General features: G+C 70.4%; 21 protein-coding genes, 1 pseudogene and 1 riboswitch. Of the genes and pseudogenes, 7 read left to right on the top strand and 15 right to left on the bottom strand.

Going from position 1 to position 23,091, the window contains the following annotated elements; translation table 11 throughout:
• The 3 genes and pseudogenes from AB0I22_RS37455 to AB0I22_RS37445 form a co-directional block, all read right to left on the bottom strand.
• A pseudogene (locus tag AB0I22_RS37455) lies at positions 1-264 on the bottom strand (hypothetical protein); the annotation flags it as partial.
• Positions 265-554: 290 nt separating this feature from the next.
• Complete coding sequence (locus AB0I22_RS37450; RefSeq protein WP_363135501.1) at positions 555-1,916, bottom strand: NYN domain-containing protein; 1,362 nt, start codon at positions 1,914-1,916, stop codon at positions 555-557.
• Positions 1,917-1,933: 17 nt separating this feature from the next.
• Positions 1,934-2,173 carry a hypothetical protein gene (locus AB0I22_RS37445; protein WP_363135503.1) on the bottom strand — a complete coding sequence of 80 codons (240 nt, stop codon included), beginning with the start codon at positions 2,171-2,173 and terminating at the stop codon, positions 1,934-1,936.
• A gap of 160 nt (positions 2,174-2,333) precedes the next feature.
• Between AB0I22_RS37445 and AB0I22_RS37440 the strand changes: the two genes are divergently transcribed.
• Together AB0I22_RS37440 and AB0I22_RS37435 are read left to right on the top strand one after the other, a co-directional pair.
• Positions 2,334-3,080, top strand: coding sequence for a rhomboid family intramembrane serine protease (locus AB0I22_RS37440; protein WP_363135500.1), 747 nt, complete (start codon positions 2,334-2,336; stop codon positions 3,078-3,080).
• Positions 3,081-3,118: 38 nt separating this feature from the next.
• The gene (locus tag AB0I22_RS37435) at positions 3,119-3,400 is read left to right on the top strand and encodes an Lrp/AsnC ligand binding domain-containing protein (RefSeq protein ID WP_030020856.1); all 282 of its coding nucleotides are present in this window, start codon (positions 3,119-3,121) and stop codon (positions 3,398-3,400) included.
• 357 nt (positions 3,401-3,757) lie between these two features.
• Here AB0I22_RS37435 and AB0I22_RS37430 read toward each other — a convergent pair whose 3' ends face one another.
• The 6 genes from AB0I22_RS37430 to AB0I22_RS37405 all read right to left on the bottom strand — a co-directional run bounded on the left by AB0I22_RS37430 (position 3,758) and on the right by AB0I22_RS37405 (position 10,989).
• Positions 3,758-5,176 (bottom strand): aminotransferase class V-fold PLP-dependent enzyme, encoded by a 1,419-nt coding sequence (locus tag AB0I22_RS37430; protein WP_363135499.1) that lies wholly within the window; start codon positions 5,174-5,176, stop codon positions 3,758-3,760.
• 223 nt (positions 5,177-5,399) lie between these two features.
• Positions 5,400-5,517: riboswitch (SAM riboswitch) on the bottom strand.
• 106 nt (positions 5,518-5,623) lie between these two features.
• Entirely contained in the window at positions 5,624-6,688 is a 1,065-nt protein-coding gene (gene trpD, locus AB0I22_RS37425; RefSeq protein ID WP_363135498.1) for an anthranilate phosphoribosyltransferase, read from the bottom strand.
• 134 nt (positions 6,689-6,822) lie between these two features.
• Complete coding sequence (locus AB0I22_RS37420; RefSeq protein ID WP_363135497.1) at positions 6,823-8,445, bottom strand: cytochrome b N-terminal domain-containing protein; 1,623 nt, start codon at positions 8,443-8,445, stop codon at positions 6,823-6,825.
• Positions 8,442-9,497: a Rieske 2Fe-2S domain-containing protein gene (locus AB0I22_RS37415; protein ID WP_363135496.1), complete on the bottom strand. Its 1,056-nt coding sequence runs from the start codon at positions 9,495-9,497 to the stop codon at positions 8,442-8,444. Before AB0I22_RS37415 ends, AB0I22_RS37420 begins: the two co-directional genes overlap by 4 nt.
• Positions 9,494-10,303 carry a c-type cytochrome gene (locus AB0I22_RS37410; protein ID WP_363135495.1) on the bottom strand — a complete coding sequence of 270 codons (810 nt, stop codon included), beginning with the start codon at positions 10,301-10,303 and terminating at the stop codon, positions 9,494-9,496. Before AB0I22_RS37410 ends, AB0I22_RS37415 begins: the two co-directional genes overlap by 4 nt.
• 65 nt (positions 10,304-10,368) lie before the next feature.
• Positions 10,369-10,989 (bottom strand): heme-copper oxidase subunit III, encoded by a 621-nt coding sequence (locus tag AB0I22_RS37405; RefSeq protein ID WP_363135494.1) that lies wholly within the window; start codon positions 10,987-10,989, stop codon positions 10,369-10,371.
• 271 nt (positions 10,990-11,260) lie between these two features.
• On the opposite strand from AB0I22_RS37405, the gene AB0I22_RS37400 reads away from it, so the two are divergent.
• Positions 11,261-11,662, top strand: a complete 402-nt coding sequence (locus AB0I22_RS37400) for a hypothetical protein (RefSeq protein ID WP_363135493.1) — start codon at positions 11,261-11,263, stop codon at positions 11,660-11,662.
• A 31-nt stretch (positions 11,663-11,693) separates the two neighbouring features.
• Here the strand turns inward: AB0I22_RS37400 and AB0I22_RS37395 are convergent, their stop codons facing one another.
• From AB0I22_RS37395 to coxB, 4 genes are all read right to left on the bottom strand, one after another.
• On the bottom strand, positions 11,694-12,944 hold the full coding sequence (locus AB0I22_RS37395) for an Ig-like domain-containing protein (protein ID WP_363135492.1): 1,251 nt from the start codon (positions 12,942-12,944) through the stop codon (positions 11,694-11,696).
• Between the two features lie 117 nt (positions 12,945-13,061).
• Complete coding sequence (locus tag AB0I22_RS37390; RefSeq protein WP_363135491.1) at positions 13,062-13,460, bottom strand: cytochrome c oxidase subunit 4; 399 nt, start codon at positions 13,458-13,460, stop codon at positions 13,062-13,064.
• A complete protein-coding gene (gene ctaD / locus AB0I22_RS37385; RefSeq protein WP_363135490.1) occupies positions 13,457-15,193 on the bottom strand; it encodes a cytochrome c oxidase subunit I in 1,737 nt (578 codons plus the stop codon). The genes AB0I22_RS37390 and ctaD overlap by 4 nt, the downstream gene beginning before the upstream one ends.
• A complete protein-coding gene (coxB, locus tag AB0I22_RS37380) occupies positions 15,190-16,158 on the bottom strand; it encodes a cytochrome c oxidase subunit II (RefSeq protein ID WP_363135489.1) in 969 nt (322 codons plus the stop codon). The genes ctaD and coxB overlap by 4 nt, the downstream gene beginning before the upstream one ends.
• A 270-nt stretch (positions 16,159-16,428) precedes the next feature.
• On the opposite strand from coxB, the gene AB0I22_RS37375 reads away from it, so the two are divergent.
• On the top strand, positions 16,429-17,907 hold the full coding sequence (locus AB0I22_RS37375) for an aminotransferase class V-fold PLP-dependent enzyme (RefSeq protein ID WP_363135488.1): 1,479 nt from the start codon (positions 16,429-16,431) through the stop codon (positions 17,905-17,907).
• A gap of 74 nt (positions 17,908-17,981) precedes the next feature.
• On the opposite strand, the gene AB0I22_RS37370 is transcribed toward AB0I22_RS37375, so the two are convergent.
• Positions 17,982-18,956, bottom strand: coding sequence for a carbohydrate kinase family protein (locus AB0I22_RS37370; protein WP_363135487.1), 975 nt, complete (start codon positions 18,954-18,956; stop codon positions 17,982-17,984).
• 190 nt (positions 18,957-19,146) lie between these two features.
• On the opposite strand from AB0I22_RS37370, the gene AB0I22_RS37365 reads away from it, so the two are divergent.
• Together AB0I22_RS37365 and AB0I22_RS37360 are read left to right on the top strand one after the other, a co-directional pair.
• On the top strand, positions 19,147-19,356 hold the full coding sequence (locus AB0I22_RS37365) for a hypothetical protein (RefSeq protein ID WP_363135486.1): 210 nt from the start codon (positions 19,147-19,149) through the stop codon (positions 19,354-19,356).
• A gap of 101 nt (positions 19,357-19,457) precedes the next feature.
• A complete protein-coding gene (locus AB0I22_RS37360) occupies positions 19,458-21,080 on the top strand; it encodes a hypothetical protein (protein WP_363135485.1) in 1,623 nt (540 codons plus the stop codon).
• Between the two features lie 124 nt (positions 21,081-21,204).
• Here AB0I22_RS37360 and AB0I22_RS37355 read toward each other — a convergent pair whose 3' ends face one another.
• Entirely contained in the window at positions 21,205-21,558 is a 354-nt protein-coding gene (locus AB0I22_RS37355) for an iron-sulfur cluster assembly accessory protein (RefSeq protein WP_363135483.1), read from the bottom strand.
• Positions 21,559-21,869: 311 nt separating this feature from the next.
• Here AB0I22_RS37355 and nadA point away from each other — a divergent pair, with 311 nt between their 5' ends.
• On the top strand, positions 21,870-23,057 hold the full coding sequence (gene nadA, locus AB0I22_RS37350; protein WP_363135482.1) for a quinolinate synthase NadA: 1,188 nt from the start codon (positions 21,870-21,872) through the stop codon (positions 23,055-23,057).
• The last annotated feature ends 34 nt before the right edge of the window (positions 23,058-23,091 follow it).

The raw sequence follows: 23,091 nt of genomic DNA, 5'->3' as shown, positions 1-23,091 counted from the left end.
CTCCTGGCCCCGCGCCACCTTGTCCTGCTGGGCGCTGACCTGCTTCTCCAGCTTGTCCTGCTTCTCCTTGGCCCCGTTGAACTTCTCGGTGGCCTGCTCCGCCTGCTCATAGAGTGCGTCGACCTTCGCCTTGACTTCCTTCTTGTCCGGCTTGGGGTCGGCGTGTGCGGCCTGGGACGTGAGAGCGACGGCTGCGGCGGCGGTCGCGGTGATCACGGTCACTCGCGTGCGGCTCGCTTGCTTGGGTCGACGGTGGGACGCCACGAAGGCGAGCTCCTTCATCCTCCAACCGCCTACCGGGCCTGGTGGGGGGAGGATGCACCCCGGCTCCGCGTGAACTACGCGGACACGGCGGGACCTTCACCGATATCCCGGATGGATGATCGACCGCGCGAAGGTTCGAGGCCCGACCCTAGTGATCTTCTTGTGATCCGTTCAAATCCTCATAGGCAAAATCCGCCCCTTGAGCACATCTTTTACCAACCACGCACACGCGGTAGCGGTGAACTGACGCTCAGGCACCACAAGCCGGACAGCCGTTCGGGTCGAAGCGGTCAGGTGCGCGCAAGTCGCTTGAGCAGCAAGGCCGATGCCACCGGCCGCGCCCCGGCCTTCGCCACGCCGTCGGCCACCTCGCGGTCGGTGGAGACCACCACGACCGGCCGGCCCGCCGGTTCGGCCCGTACGAGCTGCCGGATCAGCTCGTCCGCGGTCACGCCCGGCTTGCTGAACAGCACCCGCACCCCGCGCGGCGGCGCGAGCAGCACCGGAGCGACCAGCTCGGCGCCGTCGAAGACACAGGTCATCTCCGCGCCCGTCTGCGCCGCCAGCACCGCCAGCCCGCCCAGCAGCCGCAGCCGCTGCTTGTCCAGCGGCATCGTCGGATAGCCGGTCTTGGTGACGTTGTAGCCGTCCACCACCAGATGCGCCTGGGGCAGCGCCAGCAACTGGTCGAGCAGCGCCGGGTCCATCTCGGAGAGCGCGCGCGTCGCGATGTCCTTCGGCGTCATCTTCCCCGGCTCCACGGCCTCCACCGTGTCCGCCGGATGCACCGACGCGGGCGGCAGCGCCAGTTCGCGCCGCAGCCCCTGCGCGGCGTCCAGCACCGTGTCCAGCAGCAGCCGCAGCCGCATGTCCTCGACGCTGCGCCCCTCGCGGGTCGCCCGCCGGCTCGACTCCAGCGCCGACTCCGCCTCGGCGAGGCGCGCCTTGAGCCGCCGCGCCTCGCTGTCGGCCGCCGTCTTCTCGGCCGCCGCCGACGCCCGCAGCGCCTCCAGAGCCGCCTCCGCCTTCCGCACCGCCGCCTCGCCGCGCCGCACGTCGCTCACCGCGCTGCGCAGCTTGCGCTGGTAGCCGTCGGCCTCCTTACGGGCCGCGTCCAGCTCCTGGCGGACCCGGTCCGCCTCGGTGCGGGCCGCCCCGCGCGCCTCGGCCAACTCCTCGCGCAGCCGCCGCAGCTCCCGCTGCGCCTCCTCGCCGGCCCGCTCGGCGGTGGCGCGCTGCGCCTCCTCGCCGGCCGCCGCGACGAGCTTGGCCCAGCCCACCGGCCGCATCACATAGGCGACCGCGGCCACGTCCACCGGGTCCGCGGCGGCGGGCGGCGTCCCGCTGTCCAGCGCGTCGGCCAGCTCCGGCTGCGCCTCGCGCAGCCGGGCCGCGATCCGCTGCCGGAAGACGGCGTCGCCCTCGATCGCCGCGGCCATCGCGTTGCCCGCGAACTTGGCCCGACGGGTGGGCGTGAACCGGGCGTACTGCCGTAGCTGGGGCGGGAGTTCGGAGACGGTCAGCCCGCCGAAGGCGTCCGCCACCAGGGCCACGACCCGGCGCCGCACCGCCTCCGGCAGGGGGCGGTCGAGCACCTCGAAGGCGCCGTCGGCGTCATCGGCCGTGCCCTCGTCGCCTGTGTGCTGGGCCACCGCTCATCGCTCCGTTCTCAGGCGCTCGCACCCGGCCGGTCGACCAGCTCGATCTGGTCGACCGCGTTGCACCAGCGGCAGCGCACGGACTCGATGGTCTCACTGACGACCTCGTGCTCCTCGACCGTCGGCTCTCCGGCCAGGTCGAGGTGGACATAGTCGACGGCCTTGGTCGAGCGGGTCACATCGAAGCGGGTGAGGTTGCCGCACAGCGTGCAGCGCCACCGCGTCTCGGCTGTCGGCTGGGGAACGCCCATCGTGTCGTCCGTCCTCATGTCTGCTCGCGGGTTGTCCTCGCGGACCGCGGTGCGCCGTCGAACTGCGGGAGTGCTTTCCGTAACCCTACGGCCTGGCGCTGCCGCGCCGCCCCGGCGAGGCGGTCCGTGCGGGTTCCACCCGGTACGAGATGATCCGGGCATGATCAAGAAGGCGGCGGGCGGCAGGGCCGGCACCCCGGCGGGACCCGTGGTCACCTACGCCCTCATCGGCCTGAGCTGCCTGGTCTTCCTGATCGGCCCCGCCTCCGGCTTCAACCGGTCCTACGGCGCGGACGCCGGTCTGATCGCCGCGCAGACGCAGTATTTCGAGCGCTGGGGCATCGTCCCCGCCGATCTGTGGCGCGGCGTCCCGCTGGAGCCGCTCACTCCGCTCACCGCCCTGTTCGTGCACGGAAACTGGCTGCATCTGCTGGGCAACATGCTCTTCCTCTTCGTCTTCGGCGCGATGGCGGAGGAGCGTATGGGCCGGTTCCACTTCGCCGTCTTCTACATCGCCACCGGTTACCTGGCACTGCTCGGCTACGCCACCGCGCACGCCGATTCCACCCAGGCCCTGGTCGGGGCGTCCGGAGCGATCTCCGGGGTGCTCGGCGCGTTTCTCTGCCTTTTCCCCACCGCGCGGGTCACGAGTCTCTTTCCGTTCCTCTTCTTCCTGCCGCTGCGCTTCCCCGCCTGGGCCGTGCTGATCTTCTGGTTCGTGCTCCAGGGCCTGGCGGCCCGCACCGCCGACGGCCGGCCGGGCGTCGCCTACCTGGCGCACCTGATGGGGTTCGCGCTCGGCTTCCTCTACGCGTGGGCCCGCTACCGGCGTCCGGCTAGAGTGAAAGGCGCGGCCCCGCCCAGCGAGGGGGCGCGCCCACCCGGGGACCCCGACACCAGCGGCTGACGCCACGGACCCCCGGACCCGCGAGGAGGAGCCAGCCCTTGATCACGTCGATCGTCCTCATCAAGACGAGCGTGGACCAGATCCCCGAGATCGCCGAGAAGATCGCCGCCCTGGAGGGCGTCAGCGAGGTCTACTCGGTCACCGGCGCCCACGACCTGATCGCCCTGGTCCGCGTCGCCCGCCACGACGACCTCGCGGACGTCATCCCGGGCCGGATCAGCAAGGTGCCGGGCGTGGCCTCCACCGAGACCCACATCGCCTTCCGCACGTACTCGCAGCACGACCTGGAAGCGGCCTTCGCGATCGGCCTGGACGCCTGACACCTGACGCCTGGCCGGCGGGGCACGCACCGGGCCCGTAGCCGGGGCGGCGGCGCGTCGGGGCCGGCCGAGCCGTCCGGTACGCGCTCGTGCCGCGCCGCGCCGTCCAAGGCGGATCGGAACGTACCCAGCCCTCGGACAGGGGCCGCTCCGAAGCGGAGCCGGTCAGGCGCCGGACCCCGCCGGCCCCGCCCTCGAAGTACCGACTCCCCCGCAGGCCAGGCGGCAGCGCGCGAGGACAGCCGAGCTGCCCGGTACGCGCTCGCGGCGTGCCGTTCCTGAGGGTTCCGGCCCGGAAGCACGGTGCCAGCCGCTGAGCATCCCGGCCCCGGACGGCGGGCAGCGCCCGGCGTCCCGTCAGGCCGACACCGACACCGGCACGCAGCGCCCGCCCTCGGTGCGGTAGTCCCACTTGGCGCCGGACGTGACCAGTTCGCGTACGGCCGTGACGAACCGGTCGATGTGCTCGTCGGGGGTGCCCGCGCCGAAGCTGACGCGGATCGCGTTGAGCGAGCGCTCCCCCGGCGCGGCCTCGGGCGCGCCGCACTCGCCCACCTCGTCGTCCTCCGCCCCGAGCAGGGTTCGCACCAGCGGGTGGGCGCAGAAGAGGCCGTCGCGCACCCCGATGCCGTACTCGGCGGAGAGGGCCGCCGCGAAGTGCGAGCTGTTCCAGCCCGCCACCACGAAGGAGATGACGCCGACCCGCGGGGCGTCGTCGCCGAAGAGCGAGAGCACCTTCACCTCGGGGACCTCGGCGAGCCCCTCGCGGACCCGCGCCACGAGCCGCTGCTCGCGCTCGACGAGCGCGTCGAACCCGGCCTCGGTCAGCGCCTTGCAGGCGGCGGCGATCGCGTAGACGCCGATCACGTTGGGCGAGCCGGCCTCGTGCCGGGCCTCGGACTCGTGCCACTCGACGGCCACGCCGCCGTCCGCGCGCCGCTCCACCTTGCGGCTCGCGCCGCCGCCCGCGAGGTACGGCTCGGCCGCCAGCAGCCAGTCCCGGCGCCCGGCGAGGACGCCCGAGCCGAACGGCGCGTACAGCTTGTGGCCGGAGAACGCCACCCAGTCCACGTCCGAGGCCGCCACGTCCACCGGGTGGTGCGGCGCCAGCTGCGCGGCGTCGAGGACGATGCGCGCGCCGTGCGCGTGGGCGGCGGCCGCCAGCTCCCGTACGGGCCACACCTCGCCCGTCACGTTGGACGCGCCCGTCACGCAGACCAGCGCGGGCCCGTACGGCTCCCGGCCGGCCAGGGCCTTCTCCAGCGTCTCGACGGCCTGCGCCGGGGTGCGCGGCGCGTCCAGGTAGCTGACGGTGACGTCGGACGCGGCCGCGCGCCGCTCCCACGGCAGCAGCGAGGCGTGGTGCTCGGTCTCGAAGACGAAGACCCGGGTGCCGCGCGGGAGGGCCGCGGCGAGCAGGTTGAGCGAGTCGGTGGTCGAGCGGGTGAAGATCACGTGATCGTCCGCGCGGCAGCCGAGGAACTCCGCGACGTCGGCGCGGCTGTTCTCGAAGAGGTCGGTGGAGAGCTGCGAGAGGTAGCCCGCGCCGCGATGGACGCTGCCGTAGTACGGAGCGTAGGCGGCCACGTCGTCCCAGACCCGCTGGAGGGCGGGGGCGCTGGCGGCGTAGTCGAGCGCCGCGTAGGTGACCTCGCCGCCGGTGACGAGCGGGACGCTGACATCCCGGCCGAGCACCGGCAGCGGCTGGGCGGCGTCACAGGGGGCGGCGGGGGCGGACGTGGCGGCGGCGACAGTGGCGGTGGCGTATGCGGACATGCTGAACTCTCCCGGCGGTGCAGGCGGAATGTCTTCGGACGCGCAGGCGTTCGGGGACGCGTGCGGAATGCCTCGACGCCCGGCTCGCGCCGCGTACGGAGGCATGAAGAGATCTGAGAAGACCTGAGGAACCCTCAGGGGACGTCAGAAAAGGGGCCGTCGGCCCTATCGCATTCGCTTGCTCACGAGACTGCTCCCTCAAGACCAGGACCCCTGGACGAGGGGCCCGCGCTTGCCGAGGACCTTGCTGTCCACGACCTGGTCTTCACCCGGGGCACCCCGCCACGGACGGAGGGTTGCCGGACAGCGGGCCGGGGCCTGTGCCGCTGTCACTCATGACCTGTGCAGCATCTTGCCACACGATCTTCGATGCGCAAGGCGCGGTCCGCACTGTGGACTGCGCCTTGCGTCACACCGGGCGTCCCGCGCCCCGCACCGGCCGGAGCGTCAGGCGTTGCTCGCCACGACCCAGCGCTCCAACGCGGCGCGCGCCGCCCCCGAGTCGATGGAGTCCGCGGCCCGCGCGATCCCCGCCGAGATCTGCGCGGTGAGCGGCTCATCGGTCGGCTCCAGCGCCACCAGCGCCGCCGCCGAGTTGAGCAGCACCGCGTCCCGTACGGGCCCGGTCTCCCCCGCGAGCAGCCGGCGCGCGACGTCCGCGTTGTACGAGGCATCCGCGCCGCGCAGCGCCGAGACCGGCACCAGGTCGATGCCGACGTCCCGCGGGTCGAACGCCTCCTCGCGGACCCGCCCGTCCCGTACGACCCAGACCCGCGAGGTCGCCGTCGTGGTCAGCTCGTCCAGCCCGTCGTCGCCGCGGAAGACCAGCGCGCTGGAGCCGCGCTCGGCGAGGACTCCGGCGAGGATCGGCGCCATCCGGGCGTCCGCGACGCCGGTGGCCTGCGCCTTGACCCGCGCGGGGTTGGTCAGCGGGCCCAGCACGTTGAACGTCGTACGGATGCCCAGCTCCCGCCGGGCGGCGGCCACATGGCGCAGCGACGGGTGGAACTTGACCGCGAAGCAGAAGGTGATGCCCGCCTCTTCGGCGACCCGCACCACCTGCCGCGGGGGCAGGTCCAGGTTGACGCCGAGCTTCTCCAGCACGTCGGAGGCGCCGCTGGCCGAGGACGCGGCGCGGTTGCCGTGCTTGACGACCCTCGCGCCCGTGCCGGCCACCACGATCGAGGACATGGTGGAGATGTTGACGGTCTTGGCCCCGTCGCCGCCGGTGCCGACGATGTCGATGCTGGGGCCGGGCACCTCGATGAGGTTGGCGTGCGCGTACATGGCCCGTACGAGCCCGGAGATCTCGGCGACGGTCTCGCCCTTGGCGCGCAGCGCGACCGCGAAGCCGGCGATCTGGGCGTCGGTGGCCTCGCCGCGCATGATGCGGTCCATGGCCCAGGCGGTGTCGTCGGCGCCGAGGTCGCGGTGGTCGAGGAGCGCGTCCAGGATGCCCGGCCAGGTACGGGCCGTCGCGCTGTCGCCGCCTGCCGGGGTCGCAACGTTCATGGTCCACGCTCCTGGTGGTCGTCTGGGTTCGCGGGGCCAGCCTATCCAGGCCCGCGGACAGCGAAGAGCCCCGTCCATGCGCTGGACGGGGCTCTCGCTGTGGCGATCAGCGGATGACGCGCGAGGGCGTGGGATCAGTGGTGGCCGTGGCCGCTGGTGATCTCCTCGTACTCCTCGGTGGTGGGCTTGGGGATCTGGGTCCCCTCGCCGTAGAAGCCCTTGGAGAGCTTCGCCCGCAGCTTGGTGGTCCGGCCGACCTTGCGCTCGACGCCGTTCTCGTCGACCTCGGGGCCGAGCTCCAGCGGCTTGGGCTGGTCGTGCGCCGTGAGGGTGTGCAGCTGCTCCTGCGAGAGCGGCTCGTGGACCTCGACGAACTCACCGTGCGGCAGCCGCTTGATGATGCCGGACTCGCGTCCGTGCAGCACCTTGTCGCGGTCGCGCCGCTGGAGGCCGAGGCAGATCCGGCGCGTGGCGATGAAGACCAGCACCGGCACCACGAAGAAGCCGACGCGGACGAACCAGGTGATCGCGTTGATCGAGAGGTGGAAGTGGGTGGCCCAGAGGTCGTTTCCACCGCCGACGAGCAGCACGAAGTACCAGCTGATCCAGGCGGCGCCGAACCCGGTGCGGGTCGGGGCGTTGCGCGGGCGGTCCAGCAGGTGGTGCTCCCGCTTGTCCCCGGTGACCCAGGACTCGATGAACGGGTACACCGCGATGGCGGCCAGCACCAGCGGGAAGATGATCAGCGGGATGAGCACGCCCAGGACCAGGGTGTGGCCCCAGAGGTTGATCTCCCAGCCGGGCATCACTCGGATCAGGCCCTCGGAGAAGCCCATGTACCAGTCGGGCTGGGCGCCCGTGGACACCTGGTCCGGCCGGTAGGGGCCGATGGCCCAGATCGGGTTGATCGTCGCGATGGCGGCGACGGCCGCGATCACGCCGAAGACCAGGAAGAAGAAGCCTCCGGCCTTGGCCATGTAGACCGGCAGCAGCGGCATGCCGACCACGTTCTTGTTCGTCCGGCCGGGGCCGGGGAACTGCGTGTGCTTGTGGTAGAAGACCAGGATCAGGTGGGCCACCAGCAGGCCGAGCATGATGCCCGGCAGCAGCAGGACGTGGATCGAGAAGAACCGCGGCACGAAGTCCGAGCCGGGGAACTCGCCGCCGAACAGGAACATCGAGATGTACGTGCCGATGATCGGCACGGACAGGATCGCGCCTTCCATGAACCGGACACCGGTGCCGGAGAGCAGGTCGTCCGGGAGGGAGTAACCGGTGAAGCCGGTGAACATGCCCAGCACGAACAGCAGGAAGCCGAAGAGCCAGTTGACCTCGCGCGGCTTGCGGAACGCGCCCGTGAAGAAGACGCGCATCATGTGCACGAACATCGCCGCGAGGAAGATCAGCGCGCCCCAGTGGTGGATCTGCCGGATCAGCAGACCGCCGCGCACATCGAAGCTGATGTGCATCGTCGACTGGAAGGCGTCGGACATGTGCATGCCCTGCATGGGCACGTACGAGCCGTGGTACGTGACTTCCTGCATGCTCGGGTGGAAGAACAGCGTCAGATACACACCCGTGAGGATGATGATGATGAAGCTGTAGAGGCAGACCTCGCCCAGCATGAAGGACCAGTGGTCCGGGAAGATCTTGCGCATGTTGGCCTTGGCCAGGCCGTAGATGCCGAGCCGGCCGTCGGCCCAGTCGGCCATCCGCTCGCCGGCGGGCGCCTTGCGCTTGCTGCTTTCAGTACTCATCCGCGCTCCCAGAAGGCAGGACCGACGGGCTCGGCGAAGTCGCCCAACGCCTCTAGGTAGCCCTTGTCATTGACCTTGATCCGCAGCTGCGGCAGGGCGTGGCCGGCCGGGCCGAAGATCACTCGGCCGCCGTCGGAGAGGTCGAACGTCGACTGGTGGCACGGGCAGAGCACGTGGTGCGTCTGCTGCTCGTACAGGCTGATGGGGCAGCCGACGTGGGTGCAGATCTTCGAGTAGGCGACGATGCCGTCCGCCGACCAGTCCAGTTCCTTCTTGTCCTTGATGTTCTCCGGCTGGATCCGGACGATCATCAGGGCCGCCTTCGCGATCTCCTGCTGGAAATCGTGGTCGTCCTCCTTCATGCCCTCCGGCATGGCGAAGGTCAGCGAGCCCACCGAGATGTCCTCGGGCCGCAGCGGCTGATTGGTGTTCTGGTTGATCAGCAGCTTCCCCTGGGACCAGCGGGTGTGCCGGAGCTTGTTGCCCGGCAGCGGGCCGAGGTCGCGCAGCAGCATCACGCCGGAGAGCGGCACCAGGGCCAGCGCGCCGAACATGGTGCTGCGGATCAGCTTGCGGCGGCCGAAGGCCGACTCCTCGGCGCCCGCCTTGAAGTCGGCGAGGACCTTGGCCTTGACCTCGGGCTCGGCCGAGATCGCGTGGCGCTCGTCGGCGACCTCCACGTCGGACATCAGGGTGCGGGCCCAGTGGACCGCGCCCGCGCCGATGCAGAACAGCGCGACGCCGAGGGTGAGCCCCAGCGAGAAGTTCAGGGCGCTGACGTGGCCGATCGGGTAGACATAGATGATCTTGTCGACCGGGAGGGCCACGTACGAGGCGATGAAGCCGACCGTGGCCAGCATGGACAGCAGGAACAGGAACGCGATGACGCGCTCGGAGCGCTTGGCGGCCCGCTCGTCGATGTCCTGGACGCGGTGTTCGTGCGGCGGCAGCCCCGGGTCCGCGAACGGATCGGAGTGGGGAGTCACCGCACCGTCGTGCGCGTCGCCCTGCTCGCTCGGCAGGTTCTCTTCTGGAATGTCTTGGCTACTCATGACTTCTTGGCCTTTGCGGTCCGGGCGGCGACCCAGATGGCGACGGCGATCAGCGCGCCGAGCCCGAAGATCCACGCGAACAGACCCTCGCTGACCGGGCCGAGCCCGCCCAGTTCGAGGCCGCCGGGGTTCTCCGACTTGTCGCTGTTGACCGCGCCGAGGTACGCGATGATGTCCTTCTTGTTCTTCTCCGGCATCGTCGTGTCGGGGAAGGAAGGCATGTTCTGCGGGCCGGTCTGCATGGCCTCGTAGATGTGCTTGGGGTCGACGCCCTCAAGCGACGGAGCGAACTTGCCGTTCGAGAGCGCGCCGCCCTTGCCGGTGAAGTTGTGGCACTGGGCGCAGTTCGTACGGAAGAGCTCCCCGCCCTTGGCGATGTCCGCGCCGTCCGGGTTGTACTGGCCCTTGGTCGGAACCGAGGGACCCGCGCCGAGCGAGGCGATGTACGCGGCGAGCTGGTCGGTCTCGGCCTGCGAGTACAGCGCCTTCTTGCTGGGCGCCTGCGCGCCCTGCTGCTGCAGCGGCATGCGGCCGGTTCTGACCTGGAAGTCCACGGCAGCGGCGCCCACGCCCACCAGGGACGGGCCGTCGGAGCTGCCCTGACCGCCGGTGCCGTGGCAGCTTGCGCAGCCGACGGAGTAGAGCTTCTTGCCCTCCTCGATGGCAAGAGACTGGGCGGTGTCCTCGGCCTTGGCCTTGTCCGCCGGCGCGAACGCGGCGTACAGCCCCCCAGTTACCGCCAGCGCGAAGAGTAGGACGACGACCGCCGCCAGCGGATGGCGTCGTCGTGCGGAGAGCTTTTTCACGGATTACCCCGGTGTCAGGATCTTCTGCGTCGATGCTTCTGGACTGTGGTCCTGTGCGGGACCGATTACTTGATCAAGTAGATCGTGGCAAAGAGCCCGATCCAGACCACGTCGACGAAGTGCCAGTAGTAGGACACGACGATGGCCGCCGTCGCCTGGTGATGAGTGAACCTCTTGGCCGCGTACGTCCTGCCCAGGACCAGCAGGAAGGCGATGAGTCCGCCCGTCACGTGCAGGCCGTGGAAGCCGGTCGTCAGGTAGAACACCGAGCCGTACGGGTCGGAGGAGAGCGAGAGCCCGTCCTCCTTCACCAGGTCGGTGTACTCGAAGATCTGGCCGCCAATGAAGATCGCACCCATCACGAAGGTGATGGAGAACCACGTGCGCAACTTCTTCACGTCGCCCCGCTCGGCGGCGAACACGCCGAGCTGGCACGTGAGAGAGGAGAGCACCAGGATCGTGGTGTTCGTCGCTGAGAACGGAACGTTCAGCGACGACGCCATTTCCTTCCAGTGGTCGGCTCCGGTCACCGATCGCAGGGTGAAGTACATCGCGAAGAGGGCCGCGAAGAACATCAGCTCGGAACTCAGCCAGATGATGGTTCCGACGCTGGTGAGGTTCGGCCGGTTGACCGAGGGGTGCGCATGCCCGGTATCTACTGCTGTTGCTGTCGCCACGACCGACATTATGTCGGTCCCTTATCTTGCGCTCACTCCGGGGGGTGCCGTTCGGTGTGTCAAGACGGTATGCCCTGCTCGTACGGCCCATTCCGAGGGTCCCCCGAAGGGGGGAAGCACACCCTGCGCCACCTCCTGCGCACCCTGCGCGCAGCCGTCCTGACGGCCCATCGGCCCGATCTTGGTCCGGTCCGAACCCTCCACCGGCGCGGCGCTCGCGGAGTAGCATCCGCGCAACGGTCCGACCCACAACTGTGCTCTCTAGAAGCGTGGAGGAACGATGCAGCCCACTGCCACGGTGCTGGTCTACAGCGATGACGCGAGCACCCGGGAGCAGGTGCGGCTGGCCGCCGGGCGCCGCCCCGCCGCCGATGTGCCGCCGGTGGAGTTCCTGGAGTGCGCCACGCTCCCGGCCGTCCTGAAGGCCCTCGCGGAGCGCCGCGTCGACGTATGCGTGCTCGACGGCGAGACCGCCCCCGCGGGCGGCATGGGCGTCTGCCGGCAGATCAAGGACGAGGTGTTCGACTGCCCGCCCGTGCTGCTCCTGATCGGCCGTCCGCAGGACGCCTGGCTGGCCACCTGGAGCCGCGCCGAGGCCGCGGTGACGCATCCGCTGGACCCGGTGGCGTTCGCGGACGCGCTGGCCGCTCTGCTGCGCGTACGGCCGGCCGTACGGGCCTGACGCGTCCGACGGGCCGCGGCGGCCCGCCGGCTCACATCTGGGGGCGGAGGCGGGCCGCATCGGCGGGATCGCTCCCCTCGCGCGTCCCGGCGTTCAGGGCGCTTCCCTTGCGCCAGGCCTGCCAGTTCAGGTTCCAGTCGCCGAAGCCGTTGTCGAACGGCGTCATCGTCTCGCCGCCGCTGTTCACCACCTTGACGATGTCGCCGACCCGCACGGTGTCGAAGAACCAGTGGGCCGCCTCGGTGGACATGCCCGTACAGCCGTGGCTGACGTTGGCGGCCCCCTGGGACCCGGTGGACCAGGGCGCGGCGTGCACGTACTCGCCGCTCCAGGTGACCCGCGTGGCCCAGTGCACGGGCAGGTCGTAGGAGTCGGAGCTGCCCTCGGAGATGCCGATGCTGGTGCCGCGCATCCGTACGAAGGATTCCTGCCCGAGGACCACCTTGACCCCGTTGCGGGTCGAGAAGCCGGGCTTGCCGGTGGTGACGGGGATCGAGCGGATCTCCTTGCCGTTGCGCAGCACCGTCATGTAGTGCGCCCCGGCGTCGGTGACGGCCTCGACGCGGTCGCCCGTACGGAGCGTCACGGGCTTCGAGGAGCCGCCGTAGAGGCCGGGCCCGACCTTGATGCCCGCCAGGCCGCTGCGCACGTTCACGGTGGTGTGTGCGGGCCAGTAGTCGCGCGGCCGGTAGTGCAGGGTCCGGCCGTCCACCCAGTGCCAGGCGCCCGCCACGGAGGGCCGCGAGTCGACCTTCAGGGCCCGCTCGACCACGGCGCGGGCGGCGGGGTCCTTGACGGGCCGGCTGAGCTCGGCGGTGACGGGCTGTCCGACGCCGTACGTGCCGCTGTCCGGGCCGAATTTGACCCGCAGCAGGTTGTCGGCCGGGGCGGTGTCGAAACCGACCGTACGGCGGCCCTGGGCGCCGTCCTCGTCCTCGGTGCTCACCCGCACCGTGTAATGCGCGCCGGCGGCCAGCGGGACCGTGGAGCGCCAGTGGGAGCCGTCGGCGTCGAGTTCGCCCCGTACGTACCGCCCCGCCGCGTCCGTGGCGGTGACGTCCGTGATCCGGTCCTCGCCCTTGGCGCGGACCTCCAGGGGCTTGTCCGGGTCGGCCTTGCCGCCGCCCTCGACGCCCGCGAAGGCGACCTGGCCGGCCGCGTCGTACGGCTTGTCGGCCAGCGGGTCCGACGACGATCCGCCGCATGCGGTGGACCCCACCGCGAGGGGGCCGAGCAGCAGTGCCCAGCTCAGCACGGTCCGGCAGCGAGGAGTGTGACTCATGGTCACACGGTAGGGACGATCGGCGCCCGCGGCCCGTGGGGCGAGTGCAAATGGGTCGGCCCCCGCACACCGTGGGGTGTGCGGGGGCCTGTTCCGTGCTGTGCGCCGGGGCGAGGACTACTGGTTCGCGTTCTCGCCGCGGTAGTACTCGAACACCCAGCCGAAGAGACCGACCATGATGATCGGGGCCGAGAAGAACATCAGCCACCAGCCGAAGATGACGCCCATGAAGGCGAGCGCACCGCCGATGCCCAGGGACAGCGGCTGCCAGCTGTGCGGGGAGAAGAAACCCAGCTCACCGGCGTCGTCGGCGACGTCCGCGTTCTTGTTGTCCTGCGCCCCGGCGTCCACCCGGCGAGCCGTGAAGGCCAGATAGTAGCCGATCATGATGCTCAGGCCGAAGGCCATGAAGAGCGCCGTGGTGCCGGCCGCCTCCTTCGACCACACGCCATAGACGATCGCCATGACGAGGATGAAGAGGGCGAGCCAGATGAACATCCGTCCTTGGATCTTCACTTGCCGGCCTCCTTGCCGCCCGCGAGAGCCTTGTCGCCCTGCGTCCCGTGCGCGTTCTCAAGCTGGTCGAGCGCCGCGATCTCCGGGTGGTGCAGGTCGAACGCCGGGGATTCGGAGCGGATGCGCGGCAGCGTGAGGAAGTTGTGCCGCGGCGGCGGGCAGGAGGTCGCCCACTCCAGCGAGCGGCCGTAGCCCCACGGGTCGTCGACCTCGACCTTCTTGCCGTACTTGGCGGTCTTCCAGACGTTGTAGAAGAACGGCAGCATCGACAGGCCGAGCAGGAACGAGCTGATCGTCGAGATGGTGTTCAGCGTGGTGAAGCCGTCCGCCGCGAGGTAGTCCGCGTAGCGGCGCGGCATGCCCTCGACGCCCAGCCAGTGCTGCACCAGGAACGTGCCGTGGAAGCCCACGAACAGCGTCCAGAAGGTGATCTTTCCGAGCCGCTCGTCCAGCATCTTGCCGGTGAACTTCGGCCACCAGAAATGGAAGCCGGAGAACATCGCGAAGACCACGGTGCCGAAGATGACGTAGTGGAAGTGCGCGACGACGAAGTACGAGTCGGAGACGTGGAAGTCCATCGGCGGCGAGGCCAGAATGACGCCGGTCAGACCACCGAAGGTGAAGGTGATCAGGAATCCGACGGCCCAGAGCATCGGTGTTTCGAAACTCAGTGAGCCCTTCCACATGGTGCCGATCCAGTTGAAGAACTTCACACCGGTCGGTACCGCGATCAGGAAGGTCATGAAGGAGAAGAATGGCAATAGCACGCCGCCGGTGACGTACATGTGGTGCGCCCAGACGGTCACCGAGAGACCGGCGATGGAAATCGTCGCGGCGATCAGACCGATGTAGCCGAACATCGGCTTTCGGGAGAAGACCGGAATGACCTCGGAAATGATACCGAAGAACGGCAGCGCGATGATGTACACCTCTGGATGGCCGAAGAACCAGAAGAGGTGCTGCCAGAGCAGTCCGCCGCCGTTGGCGGCTTCGAAGACCTGCGCGCCGAATTTGCGGTCCGCCTCCAGGGCGAGCAGCGCGGCGGCCAGGACCGGGAAGGCCAGCAGGACCAGCACACCGGTCAGCAGGACGTTCCAGCAGAAGATCGGCATCCGGAACATCGTCATGCCGGGCGCGCGCATGCAGATGATCGTGGTGATGAAGTTGACCGAGCCGAGGATCGTGCCGAAGCCGGAGAGGGCCAGACCCATGATCCACATGTCGGCGCCGACGCCCGGCGAGCGGATCGCGTCCGACAGCGGGGAGTAGGCGAACCAGCCGAAGTCGGCCGCGCCGTCCGGGGTCAGGAAGCCGCCCACGGCGATGAGCGAGCCGAAGAGGTAGAGCCAGTAGGCGAACATGTTCAGCCGCGGGAACGCCACGTCGGGCGCGCCGATCTGGAGCGGCATGATCCAGTTCGCGAATCCGGAGAACAGCGGCGTCGCGAACATCAGCAGCATGATCGTGCCGTGCATCGTGAACGCCTGGTTGAACTGCTCGTTCGACATGATCTGCGTGCCGGGACGGGCGAGTTCGGCGCGCATGAGCAGCGCCATGACGCCGCCGATGCAGAAGAACGCGAACGACGTGACCAGATACAGCGTGCCGATCGTCTTGTGGTCGGTGGTGGTGAGCCACTTGACCACGGCGGCGCCGGGTTGCTTCTGGCGTACGGGCGGTGCTGCCGGAGCCGTGTCGGCGGCGGCACCCTGGGGTTCGTTGAGGATGCTCACTTGTTCTTGGTCTCCGCGTTCTTCGCGTGATCCGTCTGCGCGATGCCCGCCGGCTGGTAACCGGTCTGACCGTTCTTCGCCAGCTCCTCAAGGTGCGCCTTGTACGCCTCGGGCGAGACGACCTTGACGTTGAAGAGCATGCGGGAGTGGTCCACGCCGCACAGCTCGGCGCACTTGCCGAGGAAGGTGCCCTCCTTGTTCGGCGTCACCGTGAAGCTGTTGGTGTGCGCCGGGAAGACGTCCTGCTTCATGAGGAACGGCACCACCCAGAAGGAGTGGATGACATCCCGCGAGGTGAGGACGAACTGGACGGTCTCGCCCTTCGGCAGCCACAGGGTCGGGCCCGGGTTGCCGGTGTCCGGGTCCTTCGTGGCCGGCGTGCCGACCTCGTAGACGCCGCCGGCGTTCTGGGGCGCCTTCGCCAGGTACCGGTCCGGGATGGCGGACAGTTCCTTGTTGTCGCGGAGCGGCTTCGAGGGCCGGGGGCTGCCCTTGACGTCCTCCAGGTAGTTGAAGGCCCAGCTCCACTGGAAGCCCACCACGTTCACGACGTGGTCCGGCTTCTTGGGGTTGGTCAAAAGCTTGTTCTCGTCACGGGCGGTGAAGTAGAAGAGCACCGCGACGACGATGATCGGGACCACGGTGTACAACGCCTCGATCGGCATGTTGTACCGGGTCTGCGGGGGAACCTCGACCTTGGTCCTGGAGCGTCGGTGGAAGATGACACTCCACAGGATCAGGCCCCACACCAGTACGCCCGTGGCGAGCGCAGCAGCCCACGAGCCCTGCCACAGGGAGAGGATCCGCGGCGCCTCTTCCGTGACGGGGGTGGGCATTCCGAGGCGGGGGAAGTCCTTGGATGTGCAACCGGTGGCGGTCGCCAGGACCAAGCCCGCGGCCAGCGCCTGCAGCAGCTTCCGCCGCACCGGGCGCCGCGACGAGCGGTCGGAGCCGTTGGGACTCACGTAGCGCCTTCCCGAGAGTCTCGCCCGCGGTTCCGGCTGCGGCCGTCTGAAGGGTCGGTCGCCGGCCCGGCGCGGGCAGGGGTTTGGATGTTTATGCGGACCAAACCCTACTGGACGCTATTTGGGGTCGCGCGGGGAGGGTGCCCAACGCGCCGCGGTACTCCCCGAAGGGGTGGAATCCCCGGCTCCGCGAGCGATCTGGAAGACCGTCAGCTCGGTGTCCGGACCGTGGAGCACCCTCCGCGGGGGCCGGGCGCTAGCGTTCGGCACGTGCCTTACTTCGATGCCGCGTCAGCCGCTCCCCTGCACCCGGTCGCCCGCGAGGCGCTGCTCGCCGCGCTGGACGAGGGGTGGGCCGACCCGGCCCGGCTCCACCGCGAGGGCAGGCGCGCCCGGCTGCTGCTGGACGCCGCGCGCGCCGCCGCCGCCGAGGAGGTGGGGTGCCGCCCCGACGAGCTGGTCTTCACCCCGTCGGGAACGCGCGCGGTGCACGCCGGCGTCGCCGGCGCGCTCGCCGGACGTCGGCGTGTCGGCCGCCACCTGATCGTGGGCGCGGTCGAACACTCTTCGGTACTCCATTCGGCCGCGGCCCACGAGTCGGCGGGCGGTTCGGTGACCGAAGCCCCGGTGGACCGTACGGGCCGGGCCGACCCGGCGGCCTTCGCGGCGGCGCTGCGCGGCGACACCGCGCTGGCCGTGCTCCAGTCCGCCAACCACGAGGTGGGCACGGAGCAGCCGGTGGCCGAGGTCGCCGAGGCGTGCCGGGCGGGCGGGGTGCCGCTGCTCGTGGACGCGGCCCAGTCGCTGGGCTGGGCCCCCGCCCCGGCGGGCTGGTCGCTGCTGACCGCGAGCGCGCACAAGTGGGGCGGCCCCTCGGGGGTCGGGCTGCTGGCCGTACGGAAGGGGGTGCGGTTCGCGCCCCAGGGACCGGTGGACGAGCGGGAGTCGGGACGCGCGCCGGGCTTCGAGAACCTGCCGGCCATCGTGGCGGCGGCGGCCTCGCTACGGGCCGTACGGGCGTCCGCCGAGGCCGAGGGCGCGCGGCTGCGGGAGCTGGTGGACCGCGTCCGGGCGCGGGTGCCGCGGCTGGTGCCGGACGTGGAGGTGGTCGGCGACCCGGTGCGCAGGCTCCCCCATCTGGTGACGTTCTCCTGCCTCTATGTCGACGGGGAGACATTGCTGCACGCCCTGGACCGGGCCGGGTTCTCCGTGTCGTCCGGCTCCTCGTGCACGTCGAGCACCCTGACGCCGAGCCATGTGCTGCGGGCGATGGGGGTGCTCTCCGAGGGCAATGTGCGGGTGTCGCTGCCGGTGGGCACCACGGCGGAGGAGGTGGAGCGCTTCCTGGCGGTGCTCCCGGAGACGGTCGCGTCGGTCCGCGACGGCCTGTCCGCGCCGCCGGCCTCCGCCGCCGTCCCCTCCCCTGTCTCCTCCCCTGTCTCCGAAACCTCCGTCGCCGGGAGCCCCGCCTCCGAAAGCCCCGTCGGCGCGGATCTGGTCGCCGGCGCGGATTCGGTCGTGGACGCGGAGCTGGTCGTCGACGCGCTGGGCAAGCGCTGCCCGCTCCCGGTGATCGAGCTGGCCAAGGTCATCGGGGACGTCCCGGTGGGCGGCGCCGTCACCGTGCTGGCGGACGACGAGGCGGCGCGCCTGGACATCCCGGCGTGGTGCGAGATGCGCGGCCACGACTACGCCGGGGAGCGCCCGGCGGAGCGCGGCACCGCTTATACGGTGCGCCGCCGGGGGTAGGACACGCCCCTTAGTACGGCCCCTGATAAGGACGCGGGCCCCCGCCCGCCGGGAGGGGGCCCGCTGCCGGAGGGTTACGCCAGGTGCGCCTGCACGTCGGCGGCGGCCTCCTCGCCGTACGCCTTCGTGAAGCGCTCCATGAAGTGGCCGCGGCGCAGCTCGTACTCCTGGGTGCCGAGCGTCTCGATGACGAGCGTGGCGAGCATGCAGCCGAGCTGGGCGGAGCGCTCCAGGGGCAGTCCCCAGGCCGTGCCCGCGAGGAAGCCCGCGCGGAAGGCGTCGCCGACGCCGGTGGGGTCGACCTTCGCCTCCTCCTCGGCGCTGCCGACCTCGATGGCGGGCTCGCCGACGCGCTCGATGCGCACCCCGTTGGCCCCCAGGGTGGTGATGCGGGTGTCGACCTTGGCCAGGATCTCCTCCGCCGTCCAGCCCGTCTTGGACTCGATGAGGGCCTTCTCGTACTCGTTGGTGAAGAGGTACGCGGCGCCCTCGACCAGGACCCGGATGTCCTCGCCGGGCATCCGCGCCAGCTGCTGGGAGGGGTCAGCGGCGAACGGGATGCCGCGCGAGCGGCACTCCTGCGTGTGGCGCAGCATCGCTTCGGGGTCGTCCGCGCTGATCAGGACGAGGTCCAGGCCGCCGACGCGGTCGGCGACGGGCTGCAGCTCGATCTGCCGGGCCTCGCTCATCGCGCCGGTGTAGAAGGACGCGATCTGGTTGTGGTCGGTGTCCGTGGTGCAGACGAACCGCGCGGTGTGCAGCACGTCGGAGATGTGGACGGAGTCGGTGTCGACGCCGTGCCGGTCGAGCCAGGCGCGGTAGTCGGCGAAGTCCTCGCCGGCCGCGCCGACCAGGATCGGGCTCAGGCCGAGCAGCCCCATGCCGTAGCAGATGTTGGGCGCGACGCCGCCGCGGCGGACGTCGAGGTCGTCGACGAGGAAGGAGAGGGAGACCGTATGCAGCTGGTCGGCGACCAGCTGGTCGGCGAAGCGGCCGGGAAAGGTCATCAGATGGTCGGTGGCGATGGAGCCGGTGACAGCGATACGCACGGCGGGTCTGCTCCTGCGGGGCGAAGGGGTGGGAGTAAGCGAAAGAGAAGAAGGGCGGAGAGAAGAACGCGTAGGGAAACGGGAAAACGGCCAGTCCAAGCTACCGGGTGCGTATTCACCTTTCCGACCGGCCAAAACTACCCAATAGTAGGTCTTTCTTCGCGGGTCGGGTGATGCGTACGGTTCGGGTATGCCGAATCCTGTGAAGCCCGTCACATTCCCCGCCGGCGAACCGGAATCGCTCGACGAGCTGCGGGGCGACTGCGCGCGGATGGCCCCGCAATGGGCGACCCCGACGGCGGCCGCGCCCGTGCCCGTACCGCTCACGCGCATCCGCGGCATCACGGTGCCGCCGGCCTCCGCACGGCTGGTGGACGGGATGTCGGAATACGGCGACTAGTCCGGCGGATGGAACCGTCCGCTCCCCCGCTCCGTCCAATTCCCGTCCCCCACACAGAGGATGGGGCAGTACACATTGAGCGGAGTTGAAGGAGCGATGTTGTGAGCACCCAGGATCCCCCCGACAGCACACCTCGGCGGCACCGGTCGCCGCTGGTGGTCGTATCGGTGGCGGCCGCGGTGCTGCTGGCCGGCGGTGGCGGCGCCTACTGGGCCTCGACCGCCGGCGACGGCGGTGGCTCGGCCACGCCCGGCGAGAACGGCGCACCACCCCCCTTGGCCCTCGACGGCTACGTACGCGGGGCCGCGCAGGGCTCGCAGAGTCCGGGTTCGCGGGGCATCGCACCCGGTGAACCGGACCCGCACGGAAACGCCCGCTACCGGGCGACCGGAAAACTGCCGGACGGGCCGGGTTCGGCGCCGGTCTACCTCTCCCAGGACGACATCGGCCGGGAGCAGGTGGCCCGGCTGGCGAAGGCCCTGCATGTGCCGGGCACGCCGCGGCTCGACGGCGGCACCTGGAAGGTGGGCGCCGCGCAGGGCAAGTCCGGGCCTTCGCTCCAGGTGAGCCGCAAGGGGCCGGGCAGTTGGTCGTACGCGCGGTACGGCACGCTGGGCGGCTCGCACTGCGAGCACCCGCCGGGCGTCAAGCCGGACGCGGCGGGGCAGAACGGCGGCGTCACGGGCTCGGGCGGCTCCGGCTCCAGCGCTTCCGGGTCCGATGACTCCGGTTCCGGCGACTCCGGTTCCGGCACGAGCATCTGTCCGTCGTACCGCGACGGTTCGAACGGTTCAGGGGCGAAGGGCGGCGGCTCCAAACCCGTGTCCGAGGCCGCGGCGAAGCGCGCGGCGGAGCCCGTGCTGGACTCGGTCGGGCAGCGGGACGCGAAGCTGGACGCGGCCCAGCTCTTCGGCGCGACCCGGGTGGTGAAGGCCGACCCGGTCCTGGGCGGCCTGCCGACCTACGGCTGGCAGACCAGTCTCCAGGTCGGCTATGACGGGCAGTTGACCGGCGGCAGCGGGCAGCTGGCGAAGCCGGAGAAGGCCGACTCCTACCCGGTGGTCAGCGCGAGCGCCGCACTCGACCAGCTCAACAAGGGCGCCGGCAACGGCCGCGTCGGCACCGGGGGCTGCGCGACCTCGGCGCCGCTCAGCAAGGATGGTGAAAAGGGCGGCGGGAAGGCCGGCGAGGCGTCGACGCTTCCTTGCACCCCGAAGGCGAAGGCCGATCCGGTGGCCGTGCGCGGGGCGACGTTCACCCTGGCGGCGCGGACCGTCGCGGGGCGGCAGGCGCTGGTGCCCTCCTGGCTCTTCGCGACGCAGGTGCCGGGTACCCAGGGCGAGGAGAACACCTTCACGGTGGACCAGCCCGCCGTCGATCCGAAGTTCGTCAAGGATCCGGAGCCGAGCTCGCCCGCGCCCTCGCAGCCGTCGGGGTCCGCCAAGGCCGAGAAGATGCGCATCTCGTCGTACAGCGTGAACGGCAAGGACGGCACGATGCTCACGCTGCACTACTCGGGCGGGGTGTGCAGTGATTACACCGCCACCGCGCGGGACCAGTCCGCCGGGTCGGTCACCGTGGGCGTCACGGGGAAGGAGAAGCATCCGGGGCGGGTGTGCGTGATGATGGCGAAGCAGTTCGACCAGACGGTGCGCCTGGACAAGCCGCTGGACGGCCGGAAGGTCGTGGACGCGATGACGGGCCAGGCGGTGCCGGAGAAGTGAGGGGCGAACGTGAGAGGTGAGAGGTGACGCCGGCCCGACGGCGTGCGCATGACGAAGGCGGCGGTCCCGGTGGGACCGCCGCCTTCTGTCGTTCGTACCGGCCGTTCCAGCCGGCCGGTACGGCTCAGCTGAAGGAGTCGCCGCAGGCGCAGGAGCCCGTGGCGTTCGGGTTGTCGATCGTGAAGCCCTGCTTCTCGATGGTGTCGACAAAGTCGATGGAGGCGCCGCCCAGGTACGGGGCGCTCATCCGGTCGGTGATCACCTTCACGCCGTCGAAGTCCTTCACGACGTCGCCGTCGAGCGAGCGCTCGTCGAAGAAGAGCTGATAGCGCAGGCCGGAGCAGCCTCCGGGCTGGACGGCGACGCGCAGCGCGAGGTCGTCGCGGCCTTCCTGCTCCAGCAGGGCCCTGACCTTCGACGCGGCGGCGTCCGACAGGATGATGCCGTCGCTCACGGTGGTCTCGTCCTGAACGCTCATCTGCTTCTCTCCCGGGTTGTTCGGACCGCTTGCCGTCGGATGCAACCTCCGGCACCCCGGATTCATTCCGGGCCCAGCACGTTTCTCTCCATTCATGCTCGCACACCACCCCTCTTACGGGCACGGGCCGCCGGGGGCCCGATCTCCGGAACGGCCGTCGGGGCGGCCTTCGCGGCGCCCCGCGGCGGGGCCTCCGAGGGGGGTGCGTCACATCGACACAAGGCCCATCGTCAAAGTGACGTGAAGCAGTTATGATAGATAACGTCAAATTGACGACAAGGCTGTTTCGCGGAAGAGAAAGGGTGCGTGTCGTGACCACCGCCCAACCCCTGGATGTCCAGCCCTCACCGCTGGCGCTACTGCTGCTGGGCCGCGAGGCCGACCCCCGGAGCGAGCGCGGCGTGGAATGTCCCGGCGATCTGCCGGCACCCTCCGACCCGGACCTGGTGGAGCGCGCCCGCGCGGCCAAGGCCCGGCTCGGGGACAAGGTCTTCGTCCTCGGCCACCACTACCAGCGCGACGAGGTCATCGAGTTCGCGGACGTCACCGGGGACTCCTTCAAGCTCGCGCGCGACGCGGCAGCCCGGCCCGGCGCCGAGTACATCGTCTTCTGCGGCGTGCACTTCATGGCCGAGTCCGCCGACATCCTCACCGGCGACGGCCAGCAGGTCGTCCTGCCCGACCTGGCCGCGGGCTGCTCGATGGCGGACATGGCCACGGCCGAGCAGGTCGCCGAGTGCTGGGACGTCCTCACGGACGCGGGCGTGGCGGAGACCACCGTCCCCGTCTCGTACATGAACTCGTCCGCCGACATCAAGGCGTTCACCGGCAAGCACGGCGGCACCATCTGCACCTCCTCCAACGCTGAGCGCGCGCTGAGGTGGGCCTTCGAGCAGGGCGAGAAGATCCTCTTCCTCCCGGACCAGCACCTCGGCCGCAACACCGCGGTACGCGACCTGGGCCTGTCGCTCGACGACTGCGTCCTCTACAACCCGCACAAGCCGGGCGGCGGGCTCACCGCCGAGGAACTGCGGGCGGCCAAGGTGATCCTGTGGCGCGGGCACTGCTCGGTGCACGGCCGGTTCTCGCTGGAGTCCGTACGCGACGTGCGCGAGCGCATCCCCGGCGTCAATGTGCTGGTGCATCCCGAGTGCCGGCACGAGGTCGTGGCGGCGGCGGACCTCGTCGGCTCGACGGAGTACATCATCAAGGCCCTGGAGGCCGCCCCGGCCGGTTCGAAGTGGGCCATCGGCACGGAGCTCAACCTCGTGCGGCGGCTCGCCAACCGCTTCGCGGCCGACAGCGCCGGGAACAAAGAGATCGTCTTCCTCGACAAGACGGTCTGCTTCTGCTCGACGATGAACCGCATCGACCTGCCGCACCTGGTCTGGGCCCTGGAGTCGCTCGCCGACGGCAAGGTCGTCAACCGCATCGAGGTCGACCCGGAGGTCGCGGCCTTCTCGAAGCTGGCCCTGGAACGCATGCTGGCGCTGCCGTAACAGCTGCCGTAGCACCGGTACGCACGCGCCGAAC

This window comes from Streptomyces sp. NPDC050610 (genome assembly GCF_040654875.1).
GTDB lineage: Bacteria > Actinomycetota > Actinomycetes > Streptomycetales > Streptomycetaceae > Streptomyces.
Note: the sequence above shows the minus strand (reverse complement) of the source record. Positions and strands in the feature narration are given on the sequence as shown.

What these genes read in the sequence shown, in the direction of transcription:
- AB0I22_RS37430 (WP_363135499.1), bottom strand. Translation starts at nt 5,176, where the DNA reads ATGTCCGCATACGCCACCGCCACTGTCGCCGCCGCCACGTCCGCCCCC.
- AB0I22_RS37405 (WP_363135494.1), bottom strand. Translation starts at nt 10,989, where the DNA reads ATGTCGGTCGTGGCGACAGCAACAGCAGTAGATACCGGGCATGCGCAC.
- AB0I22_RS37395 (WP_363135492.1), bottom strand. Translation starts at nt 12,944, where the DNA reads ATGAGTCACACTCCTCGCTGCCGGACCGTGCTGAGCTGGGCACTGCTG.
- AB0I22_RS37420 (WP_363135497.1), bottom strand. Translation starts at nt 8,445, where the DNA reads ATGAGTACTGAAAGCAGCAAGCGCAAGGCGCCCGCCGGCGAGCGGATG.
- trpD (WP_363135498.1), bottom strand. Translation starts at nt 6,688, where the DNA reads ATGAACGTTGCGACCCCGGCAGGCGGCGACAGCGCGACGGCCCGTACC.
- AB0I22_RS37440 (WP_363135500.1), top strand. Translation starts at nt 2,334, where the DNA reads ATGATCAAGAAGGCGGCGGGCGGCAGGGCCGGCACCCCGGCGGGACCC.
- AB0I22_RS37355 (WP_363135483.1), bottom strand. Translation starts at nt 21,558, where the DNA reads ATGAGCGTTCAGGACGAGACCACCGTGAGCGACGGCATCATCCTGTCG.
- AB0I22_RS37400 (WP_363135493.1), top strand. Translation starts at nt 11,261, where the DNA reads ATGCAGCCCACTGCCACGGTGCTGGTCTACAGCGATGACGCGAGCACC.
- AB0I22_RS37415 (WP_363135496.1), bottom strand. Translation starts at nt 9,497, where the DNA reads ATGAGTAGCCAAGACATTCCAGAAGAGAACCTGCCGAGCGAGCAGGGC.
- AB0I22_RS37445 (WP_363135503.1), bottom strand. Translation starts at nt 2,173, where the DNA reads ATGGGCGTTCCCCAGCCGACAGCCGAGACGCGGTGGCGCTGCACGCTG.
- AB0I22_RS37365 (WP_363135486.1), top strand. Translation starts at nt 19,147, where the DNA reads ATGCCGAATCCTGTGAAGCCCGTCACATTCCCCGCCGGCGAACCGGAA.